Source organism: Burkholderia sp. FERM BP-3421, from assembly GCF_028657905.1.
GTDB lineage: Bacteria > Pseudomonadota > Gammaproteobacteria > Burkholderiales > Burkholderiaceae > Burkholderia.
Map to the genome: position 1 here is coordinate 697120 of NZ_CP117781.1, position 25182 is coordinate 722301.

At 69.3% G+C, this 25182-nt stretch carries 14 protein-coding genes; 10 read left to right on the forward strand and 4 right to left on the reverse strand.

Features of this window, described 5'->3' with window-relative positions; translation table 11 throughout:
- Window positions 1-7 precede the first annotated feature (7 nt).
- Genes Bsp3421_RS06235 through Bsp3421_RS06255 form a run of 5 tightly spaced genes read left to right on the forward strand, consistent with a single transcriptional unit; the run spans window position 8 to window position 5313 of the window.
- Window positions 8-1399: an LLM class flavin-dependent oxidoreductase gene (locus Bsp3421_RS06235; RefSeq protein ID WP_273997469.1), complete on the forward strand. Its 1392-nt coding sequence runs from the start codon at window positions 8-10 to the stop codon at window positions 1397-1399.
- Between the two features lie 17 nt (window positions 1400-1416).
- Complete coding sequence (locus tag Bsp3421_RS06240; protein ID WP_273997470.1) at window positions 1417-2574, forward strand: methionine ABC transporter ATP-binding protein; 1158 nt, start codon at window positions 1417-1419, stop codon at window positions 2572-2574.
- Window positions 2567-3223, forward strand: coding sequence for a methionine ABC transporter permease (locus Bsp3421_RS06245; RefSeq protein WP_273997471.1), 657 nt, complete (start codon window positions 2567-2569; stop codon window positions 3221-3223). Before Bsp3421_RS06240 ends, Bsp3421_RS06245 begins: the two co-directional genes overlap by 8 nt.
- Before the next feature lie 36 nt (window positions 3224-3259).
- Window positions 3260-4108 (forward strand): hypothetical protein, encoded by an 849-nt coding sequence (locus Bsp3421_RS06250; protein ID WP_273997472.1) that lies wholly within the window; start codon window positions 3260-3262, stop codon window positions 4106-4108.
- Window positions 4105-5313, forward strand: a complete 1209-nt coding sequence (locus Bsp3421_RS06255; RefSeq protein WP_273997474.1) for an acyl-CoA dehydrogenase family protein — start codon at window positions 4105-4107, stop codon at window positions 5311-5313. The genes Bsp3421_RS06250 and Bsp3421_RS06255 overlap by 4 nt, the downstream gene beginning before the upstream one ends.
- On the opposite strand, the gene Bsp3421_RS06260 is transcribed toward Bsp3421_RS06255, so the two are convergent.
- The 3 genes from Bsp3421_RS06260 to Bsp3421_RS06270 all read right to left on the reverse strand — a co-directional run bounded on the left by Bsp3421_RS06260 (window position 5304) and on the right by Bsp3421_RS06270 (window position 8402).
- Window positions 5304-6305, reverse strand: coding sequence for a fatty acid desaturase family protein (locus tag Bsp3421_RS06260; protein ID WP_273997475.1), 1002 nt, complete (start codon window positions 6303-6305; stop codon window positions 5304-5306). The genes Bsp3421_RS06255 and Bsp3421_RS06260 overlap by 10 nt on opposite strands.
- A 112-nt stretch (window positions 6306-6417) precedes the next feature.
- Window positions 6418-7506, reverse strand: coding sequence for a GNAT family N-acetyltransferase (locus Bsp3421_RS06265; protein WP_273997476.1), 1089 nt, complete (start codon window positions 7504-7506; stop codon window positions 6418-6420).
- Window positions 7507-7592: 86 nt separating this feature from the next.
- On the reverse strand, window positions 7593-8402 hold the full coding sequence (locus Bsp3421_RS06270; protein WP_273997477.1) for a class I SAM-dependent methyltransferase: 810 nt from the start codon (window positions 8400-8402) through the stop codon (window positions 7593-7595).
- A gap of 895 nt (window positions 8403-9297) precedes the next feature.
- Between Bsp3421_RS06270 and Bsp3421_RS06275 the strand changes: the two genes are divergently transcribed.
- Window positions 9298-9603: a type II toxin-antitoxin system Phd/YefM family antitoxin gene (locus tag Bsp3421_RS06275; RefSeq protein ID WP_273997478.1), complete on the forward strand. Its 306-nt coding sequence runs from the start codon at window positions 9298-9300 to the stop codon at window positions 9601-9603.
- Between the two features lie 52 nt (window positions 9604-9655).
- Here the strand turns inward: Bsp3421_RS06275 and Bsp3421_RS06280 are convergent, their stop codons facing one another.
- Entirely contained in the window at window positions 9656-10396 is a 741-nt protein-coding gene (locus Bsp3421_RS06280) for a hypothetical protein (protein WP_273998298.1), read from the reverse strand.
- A gap of 267 nt (window positions 10397-10663) precedes the next feature.
- Here Bsp3421_RS06280 and gspI point away from each other — a divergent pair, with 267 nt between their 5' ends.
- From gspI to Bsp3421_RS06300, 4 genes are all read left to right on the forward strand, one after another.
- Window positions 10664-11050 (forward strand): type II secretion system minor pseudopilin GspI, encoded by a 387-nt coding sequence (gene gspI, locus Bsp3421_RS06285; protein WP_443111475.1) that lies wholly within the window; start codon window positions 10664-10666, stop codon window positions 11048-11050.
- Window positions 11034-11705: a PulJ/GspJ family protein gene (locus Bsp3421_RS06290; protein ID WP_273997480.1), complete on the forward strand. Its 672-nt coding sequence runs from the start codon at window positions 11034-11036 to the stop codon at window positions 11703-11705. Before gspI ends, Bsp3421_RS06290 begins: the two co-directional genes overlap by 17 nt.
- A gap of 442 nt (window positions 11706-12147) precedes the next feature.
- The gene (locus Bsp3421_RS06295) at window positions 12148-12489 is read left to right on the forward strand and encodes a glycosyltransferase family 9 protein (protein WP_443111476.1); all 342 of its coding nucleotides are present in this window, start codon (window positions 12148-12150) and stop codon (window positions 12487-12489) included.
- Between the two features lie 251 nt (window positions 12490-12740).
- Window positions 12741-25154 carry a filamentous haemagglutinin family protein gene (locus Bsp3421_RS06300; protein WP_273997481.1) on the forward strand — a complete coding sequence of 4138 codons (12414 nt, stop codon included), beginning with the start codon at window positions 12741-12743 and terminating at the stop codon, window positions 25152-25154.
- The last annotated feature ends 28 nt before the right edge of the window (window positions 25155-25182 follow it).

Consider the following 25182-nt stretch of genomic DNA (forward strand, 5'->3'; position numbering starts at 1 on the left):
CCCGGCCATGACCCGCAAGCGGATGCTCCTCAACGCCTTCAACATGAACTGCGTGGGCCATATCAACCACGGCCTGTGGACCCACCCGCGCGACCGCTCCGCGCACTACACCGATCTCGACTACTGGGCGGACCTCGCCCGCACGCTCGAACGCGGCAAGTTCGACGGGATCTTCCTGGCCGATATCGTCGGCGTCTACGACGTGTTCGAGGGCGGGCCGGATGCGGCGCTGCGCGAATCGGTGCAGGTGCCCGTCAACGATCCGCTGCTGCTCGTGCCGGCGATGGCGCAGGTCACGCGCCATCTCGGCTTCGGCGTCACCGCGAACCTGACCTACGAGCCGCCGTATCTGTTCGCGCGCCGCATGTCGACGCTCGACCACCTGACCCGCGGCCGGGTCGGCTGGAACATCGTGACCGGCTATCTCGACAGCGCCGCGCGCGGCATGGGCCTTGCGCGGCAGGTCGGCCACGACGACCGCTATGCGCGCGCGGACGACTACATGGAGGTCGTCTACAAGCTGTGGGAGCAGAGCTGGGACGACGACGCGGTGATCCGCGACGCCCAGGCGCGCATCTACACGCAACCGGGCAAGGTGCGGCGCGTGCGGCACGACGGCCCCTACTACACGATCGACGCGATGCATCTGAGCGAGCCGTCGCCGCAGCGCACGCCGGTGCTGTACCAGGCGGGCGCCTCGGCGCGCGGCGTCGAGTTCGCGGCGAAGCATGCGGAATGCGTGTTCGTGAACGGGCAGAGCAAGGCGTCGGTGCGCGCGGCGGCGGCGGACCTGCGCGCGGCGGCCGCGCGCATCGGCCGCGCGCCGGAGTCGTTGAAGATCTTCGCGGGCATCACGGTCGTGACGGCCGCGACGGAGCGGCTCGCGCGCGAGAAGTTCGACGAATACCGGCGCTACGCGAGCCCCGAGGCCGGCCTCGCGCACTTCGCGAGTTCCACCGGCATCGATTTCTCGCGCTTCGGCCCGGACGAGCCGATCTCGCATGTGCAGACCGATTCGATCCAGTCGGCGGTCGACGCGATCTCGCGCAAGAGCACGTCGGGCACCTGGACGGTGCGGCGCATCCTCGAACAGATGTCGCTGGGCGGCCGCTATCACCCGGTGGTCGGCTCGCCGTCGCAGGTCGCGGACGAACTGCTGGCATGGATCGACGAAACCGGCATCGACGGCTTCAACCTGACGCGCACGGTGATGCCGGAATCGTTCGAGGATTTCGTCGACTGGGTGGTGCCCGAGCTGCAGGACCGCGGCCGCTACAAGGAAGACTACGACCCGGAACCGACGCTGCGCGGCAAGCTGTTCGGCGCGGGTCCGCGCCTGCCCGGCCGGCATGCGGGCGCGCGTTGGCGCGCGGCGGCCGGCGTCGCCGAACCGATTTGAACCGACAGGGAGCAGCGATGACGCAATGGCTCGATTCACCGGGCTTCATCGAGCGCGCGGCAACGCGCGCGGACGCCGTGCGCCGGACGACGGGCGCGGCCGCCGAGGCCGCCGTGTCGTTCCGTCATGTCGGCAAGACCTTCGCGGGGCCGCGCGGGCCGAGCGTCGCGCTGCGCGACGTGACGCTCGATGTCGCGCGCGGCGAGGTATTCGGCATCATCGGCCGCAGCGGCGCGGGCAAATCGACGCTGCTGCGCCTGATCAACGGCCTCGAAACGCCGTCCTCGGGCGCGGTGCGCGCGAGCGGCACCGAAGTCGGCGCGCTCGACGAGCGCGGCCTGGTCGCGCTGCGCCGCCGCACCGGCATGGTGTTCCAGCATTTCAACCTGCTGTCCGCGAAGACGGTCGGCGAGAACATCGGCCTGCCGCTGCGCATCGCCGGCGTGCCGAAGGCGGAGCGCGCGCGCAAGGTCGAGGCGCTGCTGGAACTGGTGGGCCTCGCGGCGAAGCGCGATGCGTATCCGGCGAGCCTGTCGGGCGGGCAGAAGCAGCGGGTCGGGATCGCGCGCGCGTTGGTCCACGACCCCGAGATCCTGCTGTGCGACGAAGCGACCTCGGCGCTCGATCCGGAAACCACGCAGTCGATCCTCGCGTTGCTCGCCGACATCAATCGCCGGCTCGGCCTGACGATCGTGCTGATCACGCACGAGATGGAGGTGATCCGCGCGGTGTGCGACACGGTGGCCGTGATCGAGCAGGGCGAGGTGGTCGAGACGGGGCCGGTATGGCGCGTGTTCGGTGATCCGCGCCACGGCGCGACGCGCGCGCTGCTGCGCACGCTCGTGCACGACCTGCCCGCGGATCTCGCGGCGCGCGTGCGGCCGTGGTCGCAGGCGGACGCGCTGCCGGCGCACGCGCACCTGCTGCTCGACGTGCGCTACACGGGCGCGGAGGGCGACGAGCCCGATCTCGGCGCGCTGGCCGGCGCGCTCGGCGCGGCGGCGGGCGCCGCGGTGCGCTTCGTGCACGGCGGGCTCGACCGGATCCAGGGGCGCGCGCAGGGGCGGCTCGTGATCGCGGCGGCGCTCGGCGCGGCGTCGCCCGAACGGGTCGCCGCGCTGCTCGACGGCGCGCGCCGGCACGCGGGCCGCGTCGAGGTGCTCGGCTATGTTTGAGCTGTGGCTGCCCGAGCTGGTCGATGCGGTCCGCGACACGCTGTGGATGGTCGCGGTGTCCGCCTGCGCGGCGGCGCTGGCCGGCGTGCCGCTCGCGCTCGTGCTGGTCACCACCGCGCCCGGCGGCATCTATGCGCGCCGCGCGCTCAACGCGCCGCTGGGCGCGCTCGTCAATGCGTTGCGCTCGACGCCGTTCGTGATCCTGCTGGTCGCGCTGCTGCCGCTCACGCGCGTGCTGATCGGTACCACCATCGGGGTATGGGCGGCGATCGTGCCGCTGTCGGCGGCGGCGATCCCGTTCTTCGCGCGCATCGCCGAGGTCAGCCTGCGCGAAGTCGATCGCGGGCTGATCGAGGCCGCGCAGGCGATGGGCGCCGAGCGGCGTCACATCGTCTGGCACGTGCTGCTGCCCGAGGCGCTGCCCGGCATGCTCGGCGGCTTCACGATCACCGTGGTCGCGCTGATCGGCTCGACCGCGATGGCGGGCGCGGTCGGCGCGGGCGGGCTCGGCGATCTCGCGATCCGCTACGGCTACCAGCGCTTCGACACCACGGTCATGGCGACCGTGATCGCGATCCTGATCGCGCTCGTCACGACCGTCCAGTTCGGCGGCGATCGCCTCGCGCGCCGCCTGACCCGTAGAACCTGAACGCGGCGCGCCGCGCGCCGCAAGGATCCCTGAATCATGACGACTGCCCCGCTCGACCCCCTCGAAGAATGGCGCCTGCCGTTCGAGGAGCGCCTGTTCGTGCAGGTGGCGCGACGCCATCTGCCCGCGTTCCCGGAAAAGCTCACCATTGCGCCGCGCGCGCCGCGCGATGCGGCCGAAGTGGCCGCGATCGCCGACTATTACACGCGGATGGCGTCGCACGACCTGTTCATCGTGCAGGTGGCGGCGCGCGCGATCGACACGCTGTTCCGCGACGATCCGCATGTCCAGCTGATCCTGTCGCGCCAGCTCGGCGACGACGGCGCGCATGCGGCGGCGGCCCGCGCGCGCGTCGAGGCATTGACGGGCCGCGATCCGCTGCCCGAGATCGCGCGGCGGGTGCGGGCGCACTGGGCGCGCGTCGGTGATCTCGCGCTGCGCGACGTGCCGGGCTTCCTCGCGTTCCAATGGCACTACGAACTGCACATCCTCGCGAAGCTGTGGATCCAGCGCAAGACCGCGCGCATCGGCGACGCCGAGATGCGAGAGTACGGCGAGGCGCGCATCAAGCCCGACGAGGAATGGCATCGCGTGCAGATCGTCGGCTGGTGGCTGGCGACCCGCGATGCATTGCCGGCCGGCGCGCGCGACGCCTTGATCGAGCAGGTGCTCGATGCGGACGATGCGCAGCAGCAGCGTCTCGACACTTACTTGCATGACGAATACGCGCATGTCGCGGCCGTGTTCGGCGCGGACGTCACGCACTATCGCGCGATCTACGATGCGTGGCGGCGCGAGATGCTCGTACGCCTGACGGGCCGCGCGACGCTGCGGCCGCTGGTTGCGCTGACGGCCGGGCGCGCCGCGCTGGAGGCCGTCGCATGAACGATCGGCACACGCCGTCCCCGCTCGCGGGCGAGGCTGACGCGGGTGACGCGCCGCGCACTTTTGCGGCGCTGCTCGATGCGTTGCGCGCGAGCGCGCCCGAACGCGATCGCGCGGGCGGCCATGCCGCGCGCGAGAAGGACTGGCTGGCCTCGGCCGGGCTGCTGACGCTCGCGGTGCCGCGCGCGTTCGGCGGCCAGGAAGCCGCATGGCCCGAGATCTACCGCACGATCCGCGCGCTGGCCCGGGTCGACAGCGCGCTCGCGCACCTGGTCGGTTTCCAGTGCCTGCAGGTGGTCAGCGTCGAGGTCTGGGGCAATGCCGCGCAGCGCGAACGCTACTTGCGCGGCACGGTCGAGCATGGCTGGTGGTGGGGCAATGCGGTGAATCCGCTCGATGCGCGCCTGCAGGCGCGGGCGACGCCGGACGGCGGCTACCGGCTCGACGGCGTCAAGGGTTTCTGCTCGGGTACGCGGGGCTCGCAGCGCATGACGGTGTCCGCGCACGATGCCGCGACGGGCAAGCCGGTGTTCGCCGTGGTGCCGACCGCGCGCGCCGGCATCACCGTGCACGACGACTGGGATCCGATCGGCCAGCGCCAGACCGACAGCGGCAGCGTGTCGTTCGAGGCGGTGCGGGTCGAGGCCGACGAAGTCCTGCATCGTTCCGAGATGCCGCCGACGCCGCGCGCGACACTGCGCACGCTGGTGTCGCAACTGGTGCTGACCAACCTGTTCGCGGGTCTGGCCGAAGGCGCGCTCGACGCGGCGCGCGACTACGTGCGCGCACATGGGCGCGCGTGGGTGCATGCGGGCGTCGCGCAGGCGAGCGACGATCCCTATACGCTGCAGCGCTTCGGCGAGATGCGGGTGCAGGCGGTGGCCGCCGAGGCGCTGGCCGAGCGCGCGGCCGGCGCGTTGCAGCGTGCGTGGGAGGCCGGCGACGCGCTGAGCGCCGACGCGCGCGCGGAAACGGCGCTCGCGGTGTCGGAGGCGAAGATCGTCGCGCAGCGCGCGGCGCTCGCGCTCGGCGAGGCGCTGTTCGATGCGTGCGGCGCGCGCGCGACGGCCGCGCCGCTGGCGCTCGACCGCTTCTGGCGCAACGCGCGCACGCATACGCTGCACGATCCGCTCGACTACCGCGTGCGCGACGTCGGACGCTACGCGCTGACGGGCGAATTGCCCGAAGCGTCGCTCTATACCTGAGGACGCGAGGGCGCGCGCTTGTCGAAGAAGTGCCCCATGAGCTGAAGCAGGGGCCGGCGTCGATTGGTCAGCGAAAACTCCCACTCGTCCATCTGCTTCGCCGCGGGATCGAGATTCTTCGCATCGAGGATGCGCTGCGTCCTGGGCAACTGATACCAGGCGATCCACGGAAACGCGTGATGCGCGATGTGCAGGTTGAAGCTGAGGATGATGTACTTGGACCAGATCGGGACGGACCGGCAGCTGTGCGAGACGATGTCCTGTTCCCAGAGCGGCGGGCGTTGGGCGTCGTTCGCGAGCAGCGGGATCTCGGCGTGATGCGGCAGGTTGAGCAACTCGACCGCGAGCCACAGCAAGACCAGCAGGATCGCGACGAACGCCGCGAATTCGGCGAACACGCCGGCATGCGCCGCGCAGTACGCGAGCAGGCCGTAGCCGGCGAGATAGAGCACGGCGAACCGCGCCTCCTGCTTCGACGTCTTGCGCGCGGCGTCGCCGGCGGGCGGCCTGAGCACGCACAGCCAATGATTGACGAAGTGGTTGATCGCGATGATCGGAATCCAGTGGCGCCAGAGGAATTCGAGCGTCCTGGCCTGCTGTTCCGTCATCACCGAGAATTTCTCGATCATCCCCTTGTTCTCGGGATCGCGCTTCGGATGAGCCGTCCAGGCATGGTGGCCCAGGTGATTGCGCCGCCTGGGCAGGAACGGCAGCGCGATCAGCCAGCCGCTGGCGTGGCCGACGGCTTCGTTGATGAAGCGGTTCCGGCATACCGACCGATGGATCGCCTCGTGCAGGATCAGGTAGATCTGGATCACGGACAGCTCGGCCAGCACCACGGCGCAGACGCGCGCGAGCAGGCTGCCGCGGGTCCACAGCAGCCATGCGCCGCCGAGGATCGACATATCCAGCAGCCAGAGCCCGACGGTCCAGTATCCCTGCGGGCCGTCGGGCAATTGCTTGCGCACCGCCAGCCATTCTTCCTTCGTCATGTTCGTTGTCCTTTCTCGATGTAGCGTTTAAGAGCGATCGCCTCGGCCGGCGCCGGGCGGCGCGATGCCCACCCAATGCATGCGATGCGTCGCGCCCCGTGCCGTGGCGGGCTTACTGCTCGAACTCGAGTTCGCGGGTTTCGAGCAGATCCTCCGCGAGCCTTTGGAATGCGAGATCGAATCCATCGATCTGCGTATCGAAGCCGTTCATGTTGATGGTGTCGAAGCGCTGCCTGACGAGCCGCACGCAGTCGTAGCGACGCCCCTGATGCCAGTGCCAGGCCGGCAGGTAAGCGGTGATGCCGAAGCCCAGATTCAGCATCGCCTGGATCAGCACGACGTTGTGGGCGAGGACGTCGCCGCTGACATAGCTGCACTGCGCGTGATGCGTCATGAAGCGGGCCAAGGCGTCGGCGGTCTGCGTTTCGTCGCCCGATACCCGGTATCCGCATAGCTGGATCGCATCGAGGTGATCGTCCCTGCAGTAGGTGAAGTCGTGCCCGGCATGCGTTCCCTCGCCGGAGAACAGCAGAGACGGATAGAGGCCGGTGCGCCATTTGAGGCCCAGCGGCGCATACACGCGATCGTGGATGAACGGAGAGCGGCGCCATACCTCGTTGGGCGGCGCGACGTGCGGGAAATACGCGGGGATCCGCTGGGCGATCGCCGTCACGTGATATTCCCGGATGGAGTCGACCCAGTTCGGTCCGCCGTCATGGCCGACGAGGATGCTCGCGACGTCCTTCGTCAAGGCGCGGTACGCGGCGAACGAGCGCGTGACGGCGAACACCATTTCGTCCGACTGGATCTCCGTCTGTTCGAGCCCGGTGCGCAGCAGCATGGAGAACACGCCGAGCCGCCGGTAGGCCGGATCGATCACAGCGTGCCCGAGTTCCCAGGTCCGGTTGACCGTGTTGCGCAGGAAGCAGATGCAGCCGACCATGCCGGCCGACTCCGCGACGTACCAGCGGCCCTTCGCCCGCGTGATCGATTGCGCGATATAGCCGGCCGACTGGCACGGGTGGGTGGTCACGCCATAGGCGTCGCGGAACAGGCCGGCCAGCGTCTCGCTGTCGGCGGCGACGGCGCGCCTGACGGCGATGCGCGCGGTGTGCTGCGATGAATCGACGGCGGGGTGCGGCAGCCCCCCGGTCGGGTCGAACTGCGTGCCATTCCCTGCCTGGGTGAATGGATCGTGCATGGATAGCGCCCTCTAGGACAGATGAGTGTGTCTGCGGCGTTGACGGGTGAATGGCCCCGCGATCCCTCGATGGCGGGGCGGGGCGGCTACAGCCGGATCCAGGCGCACACCTGGCCCGGGAATTCGACCTGGGCCTGTGCGTCGAGCAAGGCGCGTTGCAGGTCCGCGCTCAGTTGATCGAGATCGACGGTTTCGCCGCTGGCGAGCTCGGTGTGCTGCGCGCCGCCCGACAGCGTGCGCAGCGACTGCGCCAGCCACGAGCAGAGCGGGGACGCAGGACCGCCGCCGAGCGGGATTTCATAGGACATCGTCGGCGTCGGCAGCCCGGCGACGGCGAATGCCTGCACCAGGCGTCGCGCCACGTCATAGGTCGCGCTGCCGTGCTGGCAACGTTCGAGCACCTCGCGCACGATCGTGTCCCAGAGCGCGACGCTGGGGCTCGACCCGGTCTGCCGGACGAGGTCCGGTTCGTGAAAGCCGAGCGCGCCGCCCGGCCGGACGAAACGCGCGGCGAGCTGCAGGAACGCCGTGGCGTCGGGCTGATGCGACAGCACATAGCGGCCGACGACGATGTCGAATTCATGGGCCGCCTGGAGTTGATCGAGTGCGCAGACCTCGAAGCGGAGATTGTCCAGGCCGGCCTCGGCGGCATGCCCGGAGGCCGTCTCGATGGCGGCTCCGCTGCGGTCGATCGCCGTCACCGAACCCGTGGGACCGACCAGTTCGGCGGCAAGCAGGCTCACGCCGCCCGTCCCGCATCCGATGTCGAGGACACGCATGCCGGGCCGGATGCCCGCGGACTCCAGCAAGCGCCGCGTGATCGGGCGCAGCATTTCCGACTGGTAATCGAGCCGTTTGAGTTCCGTCGGCGAGTGACCTAGTACGTATTCACGCATGTTCGTGCTTCTCCGTGGTTGTATTCGAGATCCGCGTGTTCGATTCCGCCTGCCGTCAGCGTCTCGCGCTTCGACTCCGAGGTGTTCGGCATTGCCGCACGGGGCGAACGGAATTCGTCGTTTTAATTGCCTGATTTGCTGAATTGTTCTGATTTCGGTTTACGAAAAAAGAATGGAATCGGTTTTGTGAAACTATTGAGTTCGTAAATCGAGCGAATTGAATTGAAGAAAAGGGTTGCTGTTGGATTGCTGCGGCCAATGGGGAGATCCAGATGAATGTGCCGTGATTCCTTGGGTAGCCAGGATCGGCGTCGTCTCGACCTCGTGCCGGGATTTTATGATTTCCCTTGTTTTTTAAATGAATTTATTTGAAAGCAATTGTTAAGCGGGTCGAATTTGAAATGTTTGTCTAATGGATGGCAACTGTATTAAATGCCGGTTGACGAAATCGGCTGTTTGAATTAGGCGATTTGTTTGGGGATTTTCGTCAACAATTCGACGTATTGGAAACGATGATTTATTCAGGAAGTAAATCAGTCCGGAGGATATTGCGTCGTCGGGATGCGGATGCGCGGTGTCGCGCGGCTCCGTAATCTCGGCTTTTCGCCGGCGGTTCCGCACGGATTCCGGAGCAGGTTCGTCTGTACAGTACATTTCGACACGGGCTTGCCATTTCCCTGCAACACCATTTCAGTGCATTACACACACCGGCGATGCCGGACCGCACGCGCCAGCATCGGGCGGCATGCCGCCCCGGGCGCTCATGCGGCCGCGTCTCGGCGCGGCGCCGGATGCGCCGGATCACCCAGATCGCCCGCGGGCCGCGTCGAGCGCCGGCCAAGAACCGGTTCCACGCGCGCGGGCCTACGATGCACATCCGCTTGAGAGGGCTGGAATGGAACAATGGTCGATGCAGGGGGTATCGGCGATCACGACTCGTGATCTCAGCAAGAATCCGTCGAAGGCGTTGCGGGACGTCGGCGGCCATCCGTTGGTCGTGATGCGGCATCAGCGGCCGATCGCGTGTCTGGTGTCGATCGAGCAGTGGGTCGAACTGACGAATCGGCTCAAGGACCTCGAACTCGCGCGCTGCATCGCGGGTGCGGACAGGCCGGGCGTCGATATGTCGGGCGTCGGGACGTCGGGTGTCGACACCTCGGGCGTCGGGGCGCACGAGCCGGCGCCGGTGCACGTCGCCTGATGCCGCGGCCGGCGCGTGGGCCCGCGCCGGCCTTTGGCCCGCAGGCATTCACTCACTCGGCCGCGCGGCGCCACGCGCGCGCCATGAACGCTTCGAAGGCCGCGACGTCCTGGCGCGGCATCCCGTCCGGCGCCGTCGGCGCGTCCGGATCCTCCATCTCCACGGGCGCGCAATCGATCAGGTGCCGCACGCCCGGAAACACCGCGCGGCGCGGCGGCCGGTAGCGCAGCCGGAACAGGCGCGGCAGCTTGCCGGCCGGCTTGCTGAGATCGTCGATCTCGCGCACCGCGCCGTTGAACCAGAAGCGCGACCAGAGCGCGGCCCGCCCGCTGGGCGCGGCCGCGATGAATTCCGTCAGCACCAGCAGGATGTAGGGAATGTCGCGCTGCGCGAGCGTCGGCCACGCCCATAGCTTGAGGACGTCCGCATGCTCGATCGCGTGCATGAAGCGCGCGATGCCGAAGCTCGACGCGACGCGCCGGATCGTTTGCAGGTGACCGGGCCAGTGCAGCAGGAAATGCGCGCGCCGCTGCCGGCCGCGCGCATCGAGCGGCGGGCCGATGCGCATGGCGAGCGGATTCGGCAGCGCGTCGCGCACCAGCGGGCAGGCCGCGAGGTCGCGCGCGAGATGCATGAAGCGACGGCTGCGCGCGCGATCGCGCAGCGACACCACGCACAGGGGGCCCAGGCACAGCGGGCAGCGCGCCCACGGGCGCGGCAAGGCGCCGACGTGCGCGAGATCGTCGACGTGGATCAGGCGATCCTCGACCGGGTGCAGTGCGTACTCGAGCATCGGCCGTTCTTTCATGGCGATACCGGTCCAGTACCGGGGGAAGCAGCGGGCGTGCGCGAGCATAACCGCGCCGCGCGGCGCGGCGATGACGGAAACGCCGTACCGTGGCATCAGATCCGCGCGATGTGACACGGCGATGTGCGTCGTGCGCGCGGCGGGAATGACGCACATTCCGACCCCGGGGCGTCACCGCGCGCCGCTACCCTCGACGCTTTCGGGCGCGGGCCGCACACGCCGCGCCGGACGCAACGGGGCGGCGGGGGATGGATGCGGGTGCGGAACGGGGATACGGGTTTCACGCTGATCGAGGTGCTGGTGGCGCTCGCGATCGTCGCGATCGCGCTGGGCGCGGTGCTGCGCGCGGTGGGCGCGCTGACCGAGAGCACCGAGTCGGCGCGCGTGCGGCAGCTTGCGCTGTGGAGCGCGGACAACGCGCTGGGCGAAGTCGTGATCGCGCGCGCCTGGCCGCCCATCGGGCAGACCGAGTTCGATTGTCCGCAGGGACGCTATCGCTTCGTGTGCCGGCAGACGGTCGGCGCGGCGGCCGCGTCGCCGTTGCTGCGCGACGTGTCGGTCAAGGTGTTCCTGTCGCGCAAGAGGGGCACGGCGCTCGCGGCGGCCGCGACCCAGGTGCACGATGAAGCGCCGCGTTGAACGTCGCGCGGCGCGCGCCGGCCGGCGCACGGCGGGCTTCACGCTGATCGAGATGCTGGTCGCGATCACGCTGCTCGCGGTGGTCGCGGTGTTGTCGTGGCGCGGGCTCGACGCGACGATCCGCGGCCGCGACGGCGTGGTCGCGAGCCTCGCCGAGACGCGCGCGTTCGGCCGCTGCTTCGGGCAACTGCAATACGATCTGCTGAACCTCGCGACGCCGGGCGAGATGAACGGCGCGCCGCTGCGGCTGCGGCCGAACGAACTGGTGCTCGTGCGGCACGTCGGCGCGGACGACGGCATGACGCGCCTGCAAGTGGTGCGTTATCGGCTGCAAGGGCGCACGCTGACGCGCAGCGCGTCGGCGCCCGTCGCATCGCTGAAGCTGCTCGCGGACGCCATCGCGAATCTCGACAAACTGCCGGGCGTGGTGGTCGGCGCCGACGTACGCGCGTTGACGCTCGCCGTCTGGCTGCCGCCCGACGGCTGGACCGCGAAGCAGGAGGCCATCGACGCCGCCTATGCGCGTTATCTCGCGCAGTACGCGGTCAGCACCACGGCGACGACCGAGATGCCCCTGCCGCGCGGCTTGCGAATGTCGGTCGCGCTCGGGCGCGGTGCGCTGCGCTATGTGCGCACGGTGCCGCTCGGGCAGTGAGAAGAGGCGCCGGGTCATTCGAGCGAGGCGGAACGCGATGCATGGCGAGCGGCGCAAATCGATATCGCCCGGCATGGCGGTTGCCGTGGCGGCTCGATGGGCGCCGGGCAGGCGTCTTGAGCGCGCCGTATGCGTGACGGGGTTGTCGATGCGCGGTGTCCATCTTGCGTCATGTCACGCCCAACCACCCCATGCCAGGCATCGCGCCGACGCCGGTCGGCTTTGGGGCGTGATGCGAATGCCTCGGCATCGCATGGAAAGTGCATCCGGGGGCGGCCGAGGATGGCGAGCGCTGCCGCGCAGCCCGGCGATTCGGACGGCTGCATGGAGTAGCCGGCCGGCGCCTGTACGCGAATATGGCCCGGGCATGCGCGCCGGCCTCGGCCAACTACCGAGATAGCTAATATTCTGGCATTTTAAAGATAAAAGAGATGGAATCAGCTTGCAGGCGCGCATCCCCGCGCGCGATGCCGAGGTGTTCGCCGCGTCGCCGTTGCGCGATCAGGCGGCCGAGCTGCACGACTTCGCCGACACCGCCGCGCTGATCGATTCGCTCGATCCGGTCGTGAGCGTCGATACCGCTGTCGCGCATCTCGCGGGCGCGCTCGGCGCGCCGCCGTGGGTGCCGTTGCCGAGCGCGCCGGACTGGCGCTGGCTGCTCGATCGTGACGACAGCCCCTGGTACCCGAGCGCGCGACTGTTCCGGCAGCCCGCGCCGGGAAACTGGAGCGCGGTGCTCGATGCGGTCGCCGCGGCGCTGGCGGCCGTGCGCGCATCGCCTTGAAGCCGTTGCCGCCGCATCGCTTCGGCTTCCTGACGGCAGGTACGCAACATGTCAAGGCGATGACGGAATGTCCGTCACGCGTGTCATGCGGCGGACGATGTCAGTAACATCATAAATACGCATGCCATCGCGGCTCCTTAGTCTCCCGTGGATTGGCGCGGTCGGTTCCGGCTCGCGCCCGATCGGGCAATGACCGGTGCCGAGCGGCATGCGGCACGGCTCACATTTCATCCAGATCCAGGATTCAAGCGATGCGAGCACGTGTCACCCGCCAGGCCCGGCCTTTCTCCCGCCGTTCCCCTCGTCCGCTGTCGGTGAGGCCGCTATGCCAGGCTGTCGCGGTGATGGTGGCCGTGAGCGCGGCCACGCATGCGCACGCGCAGGCGATGATGAACCTCGGGCAGGTCGGCGCGCGCATGGGCGCGCCGGGCGCGGCCGGCGGCGCGGGCATGCCGGGGATGCCGAGCGTCGGCGTGTCGCCGCAGCAGGCCTTGCAGGCGAGCCAGCCGTCGATCGTCAACCTCGCGCGCGCGGCGCAGGGCATCGCCGCTCAGATGGCCGCGCAGCAGGCGGCCGCGGCGGCCGCCGCCGCGCAACCGTCGACGGTGCCGAACGGGCTCGCGATCGGCGGCCTGCAGGTCGCGCCGGGCGCGATCGCGAATTCCGCGCTGTGGCAGAACGCGAACCTGCCGACCCAGTCGGTCGACGGGCGCGGCGGCGTGACCGTCGACGTCAAGCAGACCGGCCAGAGCGCGGTGCTGACCTGGCAGACCATGAACGTCGGCCGGCAGACCACGCTGAACTTCGACCAGTCGGGCGGCACGCAGGCCAACGGCGCGAACAACTGGGCGGTGCTGAACCGCGTGGCCGACCCGTCGGGGCTGCCGAGCCAGATCCTCGGCAGCGTGAAGGCGCAGGGCTCGGTGTTCGTGATCAACCGCGACGGGATCCTGTTCGGCGCGGGCTCGCAGGTGAATGTGCATTCGCTCGTTGCGTCGTCGCTCGATTTCCTCAACATGACGAACACGCTGAAGCCGACCGCCGCCGACATCGCGGCCAGCAACCAGCAGTTCTTCAATCAGCTGGGCGGATTGCGGGGCACGCCGGTGAGCAATGCGACCACCGGCGCGCTCGGTCTTGCCAATGGCGTGGCGCTGTCGTCGGCGGGACAGTATGTGAAGTCGGGCGACGTGACGATCGAGCGCGGCGCGTCGATCAGCACCCATGCGAACGGTACGGCGACGGACGGCGGCTTCGTGCTGATCGCAGCGCCGAACGTGACCAACGCGGGCGCGATCACGACCGGCAGCGGACAGGCGATCCTCGCGGCGGGCATCGGCGTCGGCTTCGATTCCACCACGTCGCCCGCCCTGGTGCCGCGCCTGACCGGCAGTCTCACGCTGAACGGCCAGGATGTCACGCCGACCGGCACGCTCGTCAATACCGGCATCGTGCAGGCCGACAAGGGCTATGTGAACCTGCTCGGCTCGCGCGTGAGGCAGGACGGCGTGGTGGGCGTGACGACGGGCGTCAGCAACCCGGGCGCGATCTCGATCTCGACGGCGGACGAGTGGGGCGCGTATCGACCGGACGGCACCCTGGACTCGCCCTATCAACAAACCAGCTCGACGCAGACCCCGAGCTATCTGCGCGCGGGCGTGCTGAGTTTCGGCCCGGGGTCGGTCACGACGATCCTGCCCGACGCGAACGGCGGCACCGCGACCTCGGGGCCGAACGGCACGTTTTCGCCGGGCAGCATTTCGCTGCTGACGCGCGGCATCCTGATGCAGCCGGACGCGTTGATCGAGGCCCCGGGCGCGACCGTCAGCGCGATTGCGCTGACCAGCCAGAGCGTGCGGCAAACCGCGGCCGACAGCGCCGTCGCGCCGGGCCGGATCTACCTCGATCGCGGCGCGACGATCGACGTGTCCGGGCTCGCCGACGTGCAACTGCCGGCGGCGAGCGCGCTGCTGACGGTGGCCCGGATCGGCCAGAACGAACTCGCGGATTCGCCGCTGCTGCGCAACAGTTTCCTGTTCACGCTGAAGAACGTGGTGGTCGACAGCACGCTGACCGGCACCAATGCCGACGGCCTCGCCTGGGTCGGCAGCCCGATCCTCAACCTGTCGGGGTTGGTGAGCCTGATGCCGCGCTCGGTCAACCAGCTGCTGACGAACGGCGGGACCATCACGCTCGCGGGCGATCAGGTGATGACCGCGCAAGGATCGTCGTTGAACCTGAACGGCGGCTACGTGCACTACCTGGGCGGCACGTTGAACACGACGCGCTTGATCGATGCGAACGGCGCGATCGTGCCGATCGGACAGGCCAATCCCTACACGCGCTACGTCGGCATCGCGGGGCAGTTCGTCGAGTCGCATCCGCGCTGGCAGGTGAACACGGTCTGGTACAACCCGCTGCTGACGGGCGGCGCCTATCAGGCGGACTACATCGCCGGCGGCAACGCGGGCACGCTCAATGTGTTCGCGGCGCAGGCCGCGGCGCTCGACGGCGCGGTCAGCGCGCAGGCGTTCGCGGGGGCGAGGCAGGTGCAGGGGTCGAGCCAGCCGGTGGGCGGCACGTTTGCGCTGGGGGCGGCCGCGGTTGCGGGCAGTGCATCGTCGAGCGGCAACTTCTCGTATTTCGACGGACAGCACGGCGGCATCGTGGTGCGCGACCATGCGGCGCCGCTCGCCGATCTGTTGCCGGGTTTCGGTGCGGCGACGCCGCTCGCGGCGTTGAGCGGCGCGGGGTATGACAACGTGCTGGCCTGGACCACGCTGTCGACCGACATGATCCGCAACGCGGGCTTCTCGAACGTGAGCGCCGGACTCGACACGGTGTCCGGTACTCAGATCCTGGTCCCCCAAGGCAGCCAGTTGCGCGTGCAACCAGGTGGTTCGATCGCGTTCTCCGCCAGCGTCAGGGCGCCCATCGCCGTGCTGGGCGATCTGATCGCACCGGGCGGCAAGATATCGCTGTCGATGCGCAATCCGACCGGCGTGCTGGACGGCGACACGCCGCAAAACATCACGATCGGACCACGCGCGACGGTGAGCGCGGCAGGCCAGTGGGTCAACAACGCGCTGCCGCCGGTCGGCCCGAGCGCGACAACGGGGCTCGCCGGCACGCAGTTCATCAACGGCGGTTCGATTTCGATTTCCGTGGACAGCAAGCTGAACAACGCCACCAAGCTCGATACGTCAGGGTCGGTCGTGCTGCAGCCGGGCAGCGTGCTCGACGTGTCGAGCGGCGGCGTGATGCAGGCGGACGGCACGCTGCTGATGACGGACGGCATCGCGCGGGGGCAGGGCGGCAGCATCACGCTGTCGACCTATGCCTCGCTGTTCAACGGCGACGGGAAGTTCCCGGCTGCGCAGCCGGTCGGCGGAAAGATCGTGTTGGGCGGTACGTTGCGCGGCGCGGGATTGGCGGGGGGCGGCGCGCTGACGCTTCACGGCCTGGGCTTTCTGGTGGGCGACGGTGCGGCGCCCGCTTGGGCAACCGTATTGCCGGCTGAGTTTTTCTCGACGCAGGGCTTCGGTCAGTACGTGCTGAACGCCGTGTATGACGCAGGCATCGCGCCGGGGACGACGGTGCGCGTGACGCAGCGGAATCTGCTGCCCGACGCGAGTGCATTGCAGCATGCGGCGACCGGCAGCGACCTGAACACCGGTGGCTTGACCACGGTGGGCACGCTCGATGCCTATCATCGACAGCCGACGAGCCTGACCATGACGGGCGGCGAGTGGTTGAACTGGGTGCCCGCCACAGATCCCGCCAATCCTGGCACCCCGCAGGCTTTGCCGGCTTATCCGGGTGTCACGGGCGGGGTGACGCTCGCCGAAGGCGCATCGATCATCGCGGACCCCGGCGCGGCGGTGCGTCTCGGTTCGCCCGCGCAGGTGACGGTGCTGGGTTCGATCGTCGCGCCGGGCGGTTCGATCGTACTGAGCGCGGATTCTTCGAAAGCGTCTCCGGCGACGTCTGCCGGCCAGGTATCGCTCAGTTCGGGGTATTTCTCGCCGAGCCATTCGGTGTGGCTCGGGTCGAACGCCGTGCTCGACGCGCAGGGTGTCGCGCTCGCGAATCCGTTCAGCCTGCCGCAGCAGATCGGCGCGACGGTCGTCGTGCCGCAGACGGGCAAGGTGCTCGCGGGTGGTTCGGTGATTCTGTCGGACCTCACGGGATCGGTGGTCGCCCAACCGGGCTCGCGGATCGACGTATCGGGAAGCGCCGCGCGCTTCGACCAGTTGCAGGCCGACGGCACGTATCGGAACCAGCCGGTCTGGAGCGATGCCGGTACGCTGACGTTGAGGGCGGGCAGCGGCCTGTTCTTCAACAGCACGCTGGCTGCGCAAGGCGGCGCGTCCGGCGCACAGGGCGGAACCGTTACGGTGCTGCCGTTCGCGACGACGCCCATCAACGTCTTGATGCCGGGTGGTCAGACGATCACAGCGAAGGGCGCGCAGGCCCTGCTCGTCCAGCAGAGCGGCGTCATCCTGCCGGACGCGACGCGGCCCGGCGCGGTGCTTGGCGGCGGTGCAAACGGCATGCTGCGTTTTTCGCTCGATACGATCGCCGATTCCGGGGTGTCGACGCTGGTGCTGGGCAATGCGGCGCCCGCCAACCCGAACCTGGCCACGCCGATCGCATTCGCGGGCAACATCGACCTGACGCTCGCCAACGCACTGATCCTCAATACGCCGCAACTCGTTGCATTGCCGTCGGGCGCGACCGGGCTGCCCGCGCTCACGGCCGGCACGCGCGCGGTCGGCGCGCCGACCGTGACGCTGAACGCGCCTTATGTCGCCTTGAGCGGGTCGGGCGTGACGCCGAATGCATTGCAGCCGGTCGCCGCGCTGGGCGACGGCACGCTCAACGTCAACGCACGCTTCATCGACGTCCAGAACCAACTGCAACTGAACCGCTTCGCGCGGGCGAACCTGACGAGCAGCGGCGACATCCGGCTGTCGTCGCTCGCGGCGAACGGCACCGGCTTGCGCTCGGGCCTGCTGTATTCGGCGGGCGACCTGACCTTGAGCGCGGCGAACGTGTATCCCGCGAGCGGCAGCACCTTCGTGATCGACGCGGTCGGCCCGACCGACGCGAGCACCGGCAAGCCCGCGCCGACCACCGTGACGTTCCGCTCGAACGGCGCGGGCGACGTGCCGTTGTCGGCGGGCGGCAGCCTGCTCGTCGATGCGACCCGCATCGTGCAGGCCGGGGTCGTGCGCGCGCCGTCCGGCAGCGTGGTGCTCGGGGTCGACGATCCGACCGACAAAAGCACCCAGGCGCTGTTCGGCGGCGCGCCACTGACGGCCACGCAATCCGTCACGCTCGCGCCGGGCAGCATCACGTCGGTGTCGAACGGCGGCCGCGTGCTGCCGTACGGCGTGACGGTCGACGGCACGCAGTGGCAATACAATCCGCTCGGCGTGCCCAACGTGGCCGACGTGACCGCACCGCCCGCGAAGCTGATCCGCGTGAGCGGCGCCCAGGTCGACCTGCAATCGGGCGCGACCATCGACCTGACGGGCGGCGGGGACCTGCGCGCGATCGAATGGGTGCCGGGCACGGGCGGCAGCCGCGACCTGCTCGCGCGCTACAACGTCAGCTACGCGACGAACGCGGCGGGCGCGGTCGTGCCGGTCAATCCCGGCGCGGCCGACGTGTACGCGATCCTGCCCGGCTATGCGGCGCCCGTCGCGGCCTATGATCCGGTGTTCGCGCAGATCACGCAGCCGTCGGCCGCGTCGTCGACCGGCGCGAGCGCGCGCATCGGCGTGGGCCAGGCCGGCGCCGGCGCGATGGTCGGACAGGCGGTGTACCTGCAAGGCGTGCCCGGACTCGCGGCGGGGGTCTACACGCTGTTGCCGGCGAAATACGCGACGCTGCCGGGCGCGTTCCGCGTGGTTGCGCAAGGCGCCACGCCGGCCGTCGGCATGGCGGGCGTATTGCCGGACGGCAGCGCACTCGTCGCCGGCTATCAGGTCAACGCGTTGAGCGGCAGCCGCAGCGCGACGCCGACGCAGTTCATCGTGCAGTCCGGTCCGGCGTGGCAGCAGTACTCGCAGTACAACGCGACGAGCGCGAACACCTTCTTCGCGCAACAGGCGACCAAGAGCGGCAGCACGCAGCCGGCTCTCCCGCGCGACGCGGGCCAACTGGTGCTCGCCGCGACCCAGGCGCTGCGGCTCGGCGCGTCGCTCAAGCCCGATGCCGCGCCGGGCGGCGCGAGCGCGAGCGTCGACATCGCCTCGCGCGACATCCAGATCACCGCGGCCAATGCGCCTGCGCTCAACGGCTACCTGCAGATCGACGCCGGGCAGCTCGATGCGCTCGGCGCGGGCAGCCTGCTGATCGGCGGCACCCGCACGCAGACCCGCAGCGGCATCACGATCGACACGATCGCAAACAGCGTGGTGGTGTCGAACGACGCGAATTCGGCGCTGACCGGCCCGGAAATCCTGCTCGTCACCAAGACCGACGGCAGCGGCGTCGATCCGAATGCGGCGCGCGGGCTGGAGATCCAGTCGGGCAGCGTCGTGAAGGCAGCCGGCAGCTATCCGGCCGCGGCCGCGCAGCCGATCACGATCGGCCGCGTCGCGGACGGCACGGCGGGCACGACGGCGGTCGCGGGCGACGGCGCGCTGCTGCGCGTATCGAACGGCGGACCGGCGCTGGTGACGCGCAGCAACGTGACGGGCGCGACGCCCGGCCTGCTGAAGGTCGGCGCGAATACGACACTGAACGGCGGTGCGTCGCTGACGCTCGATTCGTCGGGCGACCTGCGCGTCGATCCGAGCGCGCAACTGGCCGCGAAGGCGATCGCGGTGAACGGCTCGATCATCACCTTCACCAACGAACGCGGGGCCGGCGCGACGCAATTGCCGGGCTTCGTGATCGGGCCGGACACGCTTGCGCAGTTCGGCAATACCGATCAACTGACGCTGCGCAGCCGCGGCGCGATGCATTTCGCGGACAGCCTGAGCGTCACGTTCGGCAAGAGCGTCGACCTGAGTGCGGCCACTTTCGTCGGCAACGGCGGGGGCGTGACGCTCAACGGCCAGCGCGTCGTGCTGTCGAACGAACTCGGCGGCGCGGCGGCGGCCGGCGCGGCCGGCAGCGGCACGTTGACCGTGAACGCGCAGGAACTCGATTTCGGTGCCGGCGACAAGCGGCTGGCCGGCTTCGGCTCGGCCGTGTTCAACGCATCGTCGGGCATCGTCGGGCAGCAGAGCGGCAGCTTCGATTTCGGCGCGCTGCCGGTGACGATGAATGCGCCGGTGTATCTGGCGGACAGCGGTTCGTCGCAACGCATCGTGACGACGGGCGCGCTCAATCTGAATGCACAGGCCGGAACGGCGCTCACGCGCACCGTGCTCGGCGGACAATTGTCGTTCACGGGCGGCACGCTCAGCGACAACGGCGCGCAACTGCTCGCGCCGTCCGGCAACCTGAGCCTGCGCGCGACGGCGGGCGACCTCACGATCGGCGCGGGCTCGCTGGTCGGCGTGGCCGGCGTGACGGTGCCGTTCTACGACGTGAATGCATACGGCCCGGCCGGCGCGATCGCATTGAATGCGGACCAGGGCGCGATTCGCGTCGCGAGCGGCGCGACGCTCGACTTCTCGGGCGCGCAGGGCGGCGGGGCGGCGGGCAGCCTGGCGGTCAGCGCGCCGAAGCAGGCGGCGACGCTCGCCGGCACGCTCAAGGGCGGCGCGGCGAAGGGCTATCGCGGCGGCGCGTTCACGCTCGACACGGGCGCGGCGGCCGATCTCGACGGCCTCGCACGCCTGCTCGCCACGAGCGGCGTGACGGACACGATCAACGTGCGCAGCCGCGGCGGCAATCTGGTGCTGTCGCAAGGCAACACGCTGGCCGCCCGCGTGGTCGGATTGACGGCCGACGGCGGCGCGGGCGGACAGAACCCGGGCCAGGGCAATGTGCGGGTGCTGGGCACGATCGACGCATCGGGCGCGGCGGGCGGCAATATCGTGCTGTACGGCAAGAGCGGCGTGGATATCGAAGGCACGCTGCGCGCGGCCGGCAGCGATCCGAAGCAGCGCGGCGGTACGGTGCAGATCGGTACGACCGGGCAGCCCGACACGGTGGGCGGCGTCGTGCAGCTGAACCCGGCCTATGGCTACGAGAACGTGTCGGCGGCGAATTCCGGCGCGATCACGCTCGGCCCGAGCGCGCTGATCGATGTGTCGGGCGGGACGGCGGGCGGCTTGTCGGGCGGTACGGTAGGCTTCCGCGCGCCGCTGCTCGCGAATGGCGACGTCAACGTGACGGCCGCGTCCGGCGCGCGCATCGCGGGCTCGCGCGACACCGGGCTCGAAGCGTATGCGGTGTGGAGCACGACCGACCCGGGCTCGGGACCGAAGCACTTCGACGGCGTGGTCGATCCGGCCGGCTGGTACGATCGTTTCGGCAGGCTGGTCGCGGGCACCTTCACCGATGCGACCGGCAAGACCACGGTGTACACGCCGCAAAAGGCGGACGGCACGCCCGCGAGCATGACCGACGCGCAGGTGAAGCAGGCGTTGCAGAGCGGCTTCTTCACGCCCTCGGCGGCGAACGCCGATCACCAGAGCTTCTACGGCTACCTGAACGGCGATGCGACCAAGGCCGTGCCGGGCACGGTGATGGGCTTCGTGCAGAAGCCGGGCTTCACGTTCGAGAACCGCTTCGCCGGGATCGACAATTTCCACGCGCGTCCGGGCGTCGAGCTGCTCAATCCGAGCGCGGCCGTGAACGGCGGCGACATCCTGGTGCAGACCAACTGGAACCTCGGCGCGGGCGCGTCGGCGGCCAACCTCGCCTATCGCTACCGCGGGCAGGGGCCCGTCGTCACGCTGAGCGCGGTGGACGACGTGAAGGTCAACGCGAGCCTGACCGACGGCTTCTTCCAGATCGCGAACCCGACGCAGCCGGGCCTCAAGACCGTGTCGATCGTCACGACGATCACGCCGCCGAAGCCGGCGAGCTTCACGCAGGCGTATCAGTCGTTCGCGCTGAATCCGCATTACGTGCCTGGCTGTAATCCTGCGACGGCGGGCTACTGCTATCCGAAGTACGGCGGCTACGACAGCCCGACTTTCAAGTTGCAGCAGTGGATGAGTGCGCCCGCGGCGCGCAATCAGTTCGCGGTCAATGCGCCGGCCGATCAGGTTGCTCAATACTACGGCCTCTACCAGACCTACGTCAGTGATCTGTTTTCGGTGGTCGGCGGGCCGACGAGGTCCTTGCTGATCACTCCCAACTACGTGAACGTCGCGCCGGTGAAGGGGCAGCCGGTACTGACGACGCGCGCGCCGACCGCCGCCGACATGCAGGCGAATCCGAACGCGTGGCTGGTCTACGAGGCGGCATATCGGCGTTACGTGCAGGATCTGGCGACGTGGACCAGCCAGATTGGATCCGATGGCCTGGCCAACAGCCGGCACCCGTACAACATCGCGCCGCTGACGGCTCCGCCCGCGGTGCTGACGGCGCTGATCCAGCCCGGCACGATCACCACGCAGATCACGACGGGTACGCCCGCGCCGGTCGACAACACGCCGGCGCCCGTCGCGCGGCCGGACAACCCGCTGCCCTTGCTGAGCGCCGCGCTCAATGGCGGTGGCGGCGCGTCGTTCCGGCTGGTGGCCGGCGCGGATCCGACCAGCGCGAATCCGCTCGCGCTGCAACCGACGGGCGCGAGCGGCGACATCCTGGTCGACGGTCACCAGTCGCATCGGATGACGACCGATGGCCATTTCACCTACAACGATCCGAACAGCCGCGCGATCGTCGCGCCGACGCTGATCCGCACCAATACCGGTTCGATCGATCTCGCGGCGGCGCGTGACATCTCGCTGCTCGATACGGTCGCGCCGGGCGCGATCTATACGGCCGGCGCGGCCGCGCCCGGCGCGCCGGTGGGGACGACGTCGCTGATCGCCTCGGGCGGCAACGACCGGACGCCGAGCGGCCAGCCGAATTTCATGCTGACGCCTGCTGTCAACCCGCAGGGCGCGGGGGACGTCACGATCCGCGCGCAGCGCGACGTGACGGGGGGCGTCGGCACGGTCGACGTGGACGGCTCGGTGACCGGTACAGCGGGCGCCGGCATGAGCCAGTTCTGGTGGCCGTGGATGCAGCTCGGCAATACCTATGATGCGCAAGGCAACATCACGCAGACCTCCATCAACTACGGCGCGTTCGATCAGGGCGTGTTGAGCGCGGGCGGCAACGTCTCGGTGTCGGCCGGCGGCAACGTGACGAATCTCGCGGTCTCGCTGCCGACCACCTGGTACAAGGCGTCCGGCGCGCTCAACGTGATCGGCGGCGGCAATCTCGACGTGCGCGCGGGCGGCGACATCCTGGGCGGCGATTATTTCGTCGCGAACGGTTCGGGCACGATCACGGCGGGCGGCAGGCTCGGCGCGAGCACGCAGCATCTGTTCGTGGGCACGCGGGATGCCGGACCGATGGCGACGATCCTCGCGACGCAGAACGGCGTGCTGGACGTCAGCGCGCGGACGGGGGCCGACATCGGCGGCATATTCAACCCGTCCTATCTTTCCTCGGGGCTGGCGCTTGGCGCTTACCATATTCCGGGCCTTCAGTCGGTTTCGCTCAAGGTGGATTCCCAATCCTATTCGCCGACGTCGGCCGTGAAGGTGCTCACGTCGGCCGGCAACCTGACCTATGGCGGCGCGCAGGGCGGGAACGGGGCGCCGAACCTGTCGAGCCCGACCGTCGTGGGGGCAGCGGGGGCCGGCGTGGAGGGAATGGCGGCTGAAGTGTTGCCCGCATCGTTGGGTTTCACGGCCTTGTCGGGAAGCATGGCGATCGGTGCGCCGGGACAGACTTATCCGTCCGCGAATGGGCAATTGAATCTTCTTGCAAACGGTACCTTGACGTTTGCCGATCCCGCCCGGTGGGGTGGTTGGATCTCGTTCGGCATGTCCGACGGCGATGCGTCGTGGTTGCCGTCGCCGACGCTTCCGCTGGCGAGTTTCGTGGGCGTTCCACCGGCCGTCAATTACTTCAGTATCGTGTCGAACAAGCAGCACGCCGGCATTCCCTTGCATCAAGGTGACACGACGCCAGTACGGATCTACAGCAACCAGGGCAGTATCGTGACGGGGATGCCGGGTGCAAACGGCATCTATCAGAATCTGCTGGCGCTGATCGTGGGCAAGGCTGCACAAATCTATGCAGGCGGCGATATCGTCAATCTCGCGTTGAGCGGGCAGAACCTGCGACAAAGCGACGTGACCCGGATCGTCGCGGGAGGCGATATCTTCGACCTTGCGCCCACCTCGATCCTGAGCCTCACGACAAGCGACGCCGTGCCGTCGATCGTACTCGGCGGCCCCGGCACGCTCGATATCCAGGCCGGCGGGAACCTGGGGCCGTTCATCGGCCAACTGACCGCGCCGGGCACACTGCTGGGCATCAATACGGTCGGCAATACGAAGAATCCGTATCTGCCGCATGAAAGCGCGCAGGTCCAGATCGGTTTCGGCGTCGGCCCGGGCGCGGACTACGCGAGCTTCATCACGCGCTACGTCGACCCGGCGAACGCGCGTCCGGCCGGCGTACCGGACACGACGCCCGCGCTCGTCACGTTCATGGAGCGCTATGTCGCCGGGCAGGCGTTCGACACGGGTCTCGTGGCGGACCAGCCTGCCATCACGCTGACGTCCGACCAAGCCTGGACCCAGTTCCGCGCATTGCCGCCCGCCGTCCAGCAGATCTTCGCGCGGCAGGTGCTGTTCAGCGTGCTGGCGTCGGTCGGGGCGGACTACAACAACGCGGCGAGCCCGTATTACCAGCAGTACGCGCGCGGCTACCAGGCGATCGGCACGCTGTTCCCCGCGTCGCTCGGCTATACGTCGAACACGGGCGGCCCGACCACGCCGGTCACCACCGGCAACCTCGACATCCGCAACACCACGATCCAGACCCAGCAGGGTGGCGACATCACGATCGTCGGGCCGGGCGGGCAGGCGCTGATCGGCAGCAGCAGCGCGCCGCCGGGCGGCGCGAACGCCGGCAAGATGGGGATCATCGCGCTCGAGAAGGGCGCGGTGAACGTCTACACGGACCAGAGCATGCTGCTCGCGCAGAGCCGGATCTTCACCGAGCAGGGCGGCGACATGACGCTCTGGAGCGCGAACGGCGACATCAACGGCGGCAAGGGCTCGAAGTCGGTCGCCGATATCCCGCCGCCGCTCTATACCTGCGACCGCAACCAATACTGCCTGCTCGATGCGCGCGGCGTCGTCACCGGCGCGGGGATCGCGTCGCTGCAGACGGTGACGGGCGGGCCGCTCGGCACCGTGAACCTGATCGCGCCGCACGGCACGGTCGACGCGGGCGACGCGGGGATCCGCGCCGGCAACCTGAATGTCGCCGCGCTGCGCGTGGTGAACGCGGACAACATCCAGGTGCAGGGCACGGCGACCGGGATTCCGGTCATGCAGTCGGTGAACACCGGCGCGCTGACCGCGGCGAGCGCGGCGGCGTCGGCGGCCGGCAAGATGGCGCAGGACGCGGTGAACGGCAACGCATCGGGCGGCGCGCAGCGCCGTTGGGTCATCTCGGCCTCGGTCGAGAGTTTCGGCGGCGACTCGGACGATCCGAAGCGTCATCGCAAGCTGTAAATGCAATGCAACACAGGGAGAACACCCG

Bases quoted from the DNA above. Each gene is read 5' to 3' on its own strand.
- Bsp3421_RS06250 (WP_273997472.1), top strand. From the start codon at position 3,260: ATGACGACTGCCCCGCTCGACCCCCTCGAAGAATGGCGCCTGCCGTTC.
- Bsp3421_RS06280 (WP_273998298.1), bottom strand. From the start codon at position 10,396: ATGCTCGAGTACGCACTGCACCCGGTCGAGGATCGCCTGATCCACGTC.
- Bsp3421_RS06245 (WP_273997471.1), top strand. From the start codon at position 2,567: ATGTTTGAGCTGTGGCTGCCCGAGCTGGTCGATGCGGTCCGCGACACG.
- Bsp3421_RS06290 (WP_273997480.1), top strand. From the start codon at position 11,034: ATGAAGCGCCGCGTTGAACGTCGCGCGGCGCGCGCCGGCCGGCGCACG.
- Bsp3421_RS06235 (WP_273997469.1), top strand. From the start codon at position 8: ATGACCCGCAAGCGGATGCTCCTCAACGCCTTCAACATGAACTGCGTG.
- Bsp3421_RS06265 (WP_273997476.1), bottom strand. From the start codon at position 7,506: ATGCACGATCCATTCACCCAGGCAGGGAATGGCACGCAGTTCGACCCG.
- Bsp3421_RS06260 (WP_273997475.1), bottom strand. From the start codon at position 6,305: ATGACGAAGGAAGAATGGCTGGCGGTGCGCAAGCAATTGCCCGACGGC.
- Bsp3421_RS06240 (WP_273997470.1), top strand. From the start codon at position 1,417: ATGACGCAATGGCTCGATTCACCGGGCTTCATCGAGCGCGCGGCAACG.
- Bsp3421_RS06270 (WP_273997477.1), bottom strand. From the start codon at position 8,402: ATGCGTGAATACGTACTAGGTCACTCGCCGACGGAACTCAAACGGCTC.
- Bsp3421_RS06275 (WP_273997478.1), top strand. From the start codon at position 9,298: ATGGAACAATGGTCGATGCAGGGGGTATCGGCGATCACGACTCGTGAT.
- gspI (WP_443111475.1), top strand. From the start codon at position 10,664: ATGCGGGTGCGGAACGGGGATACGGGTTTCACGCTGATCGAGGTGCTG.
- Bsp3421_RS06300 (WP_273997481.1), top strand. From the start codon at position 12,741: ATGCGAGCACGTGTCACCCGCCAGGCCCGGCCTTTCTCCCGCCGTTCC.
- Bsp3421_RS06255 (WP_273997474.1), top strand. From the start codon at position 4,105: ATGAACGATCGGCACACGCCGTCCCCGCTCGCGGGCGAGGCTGACGCG.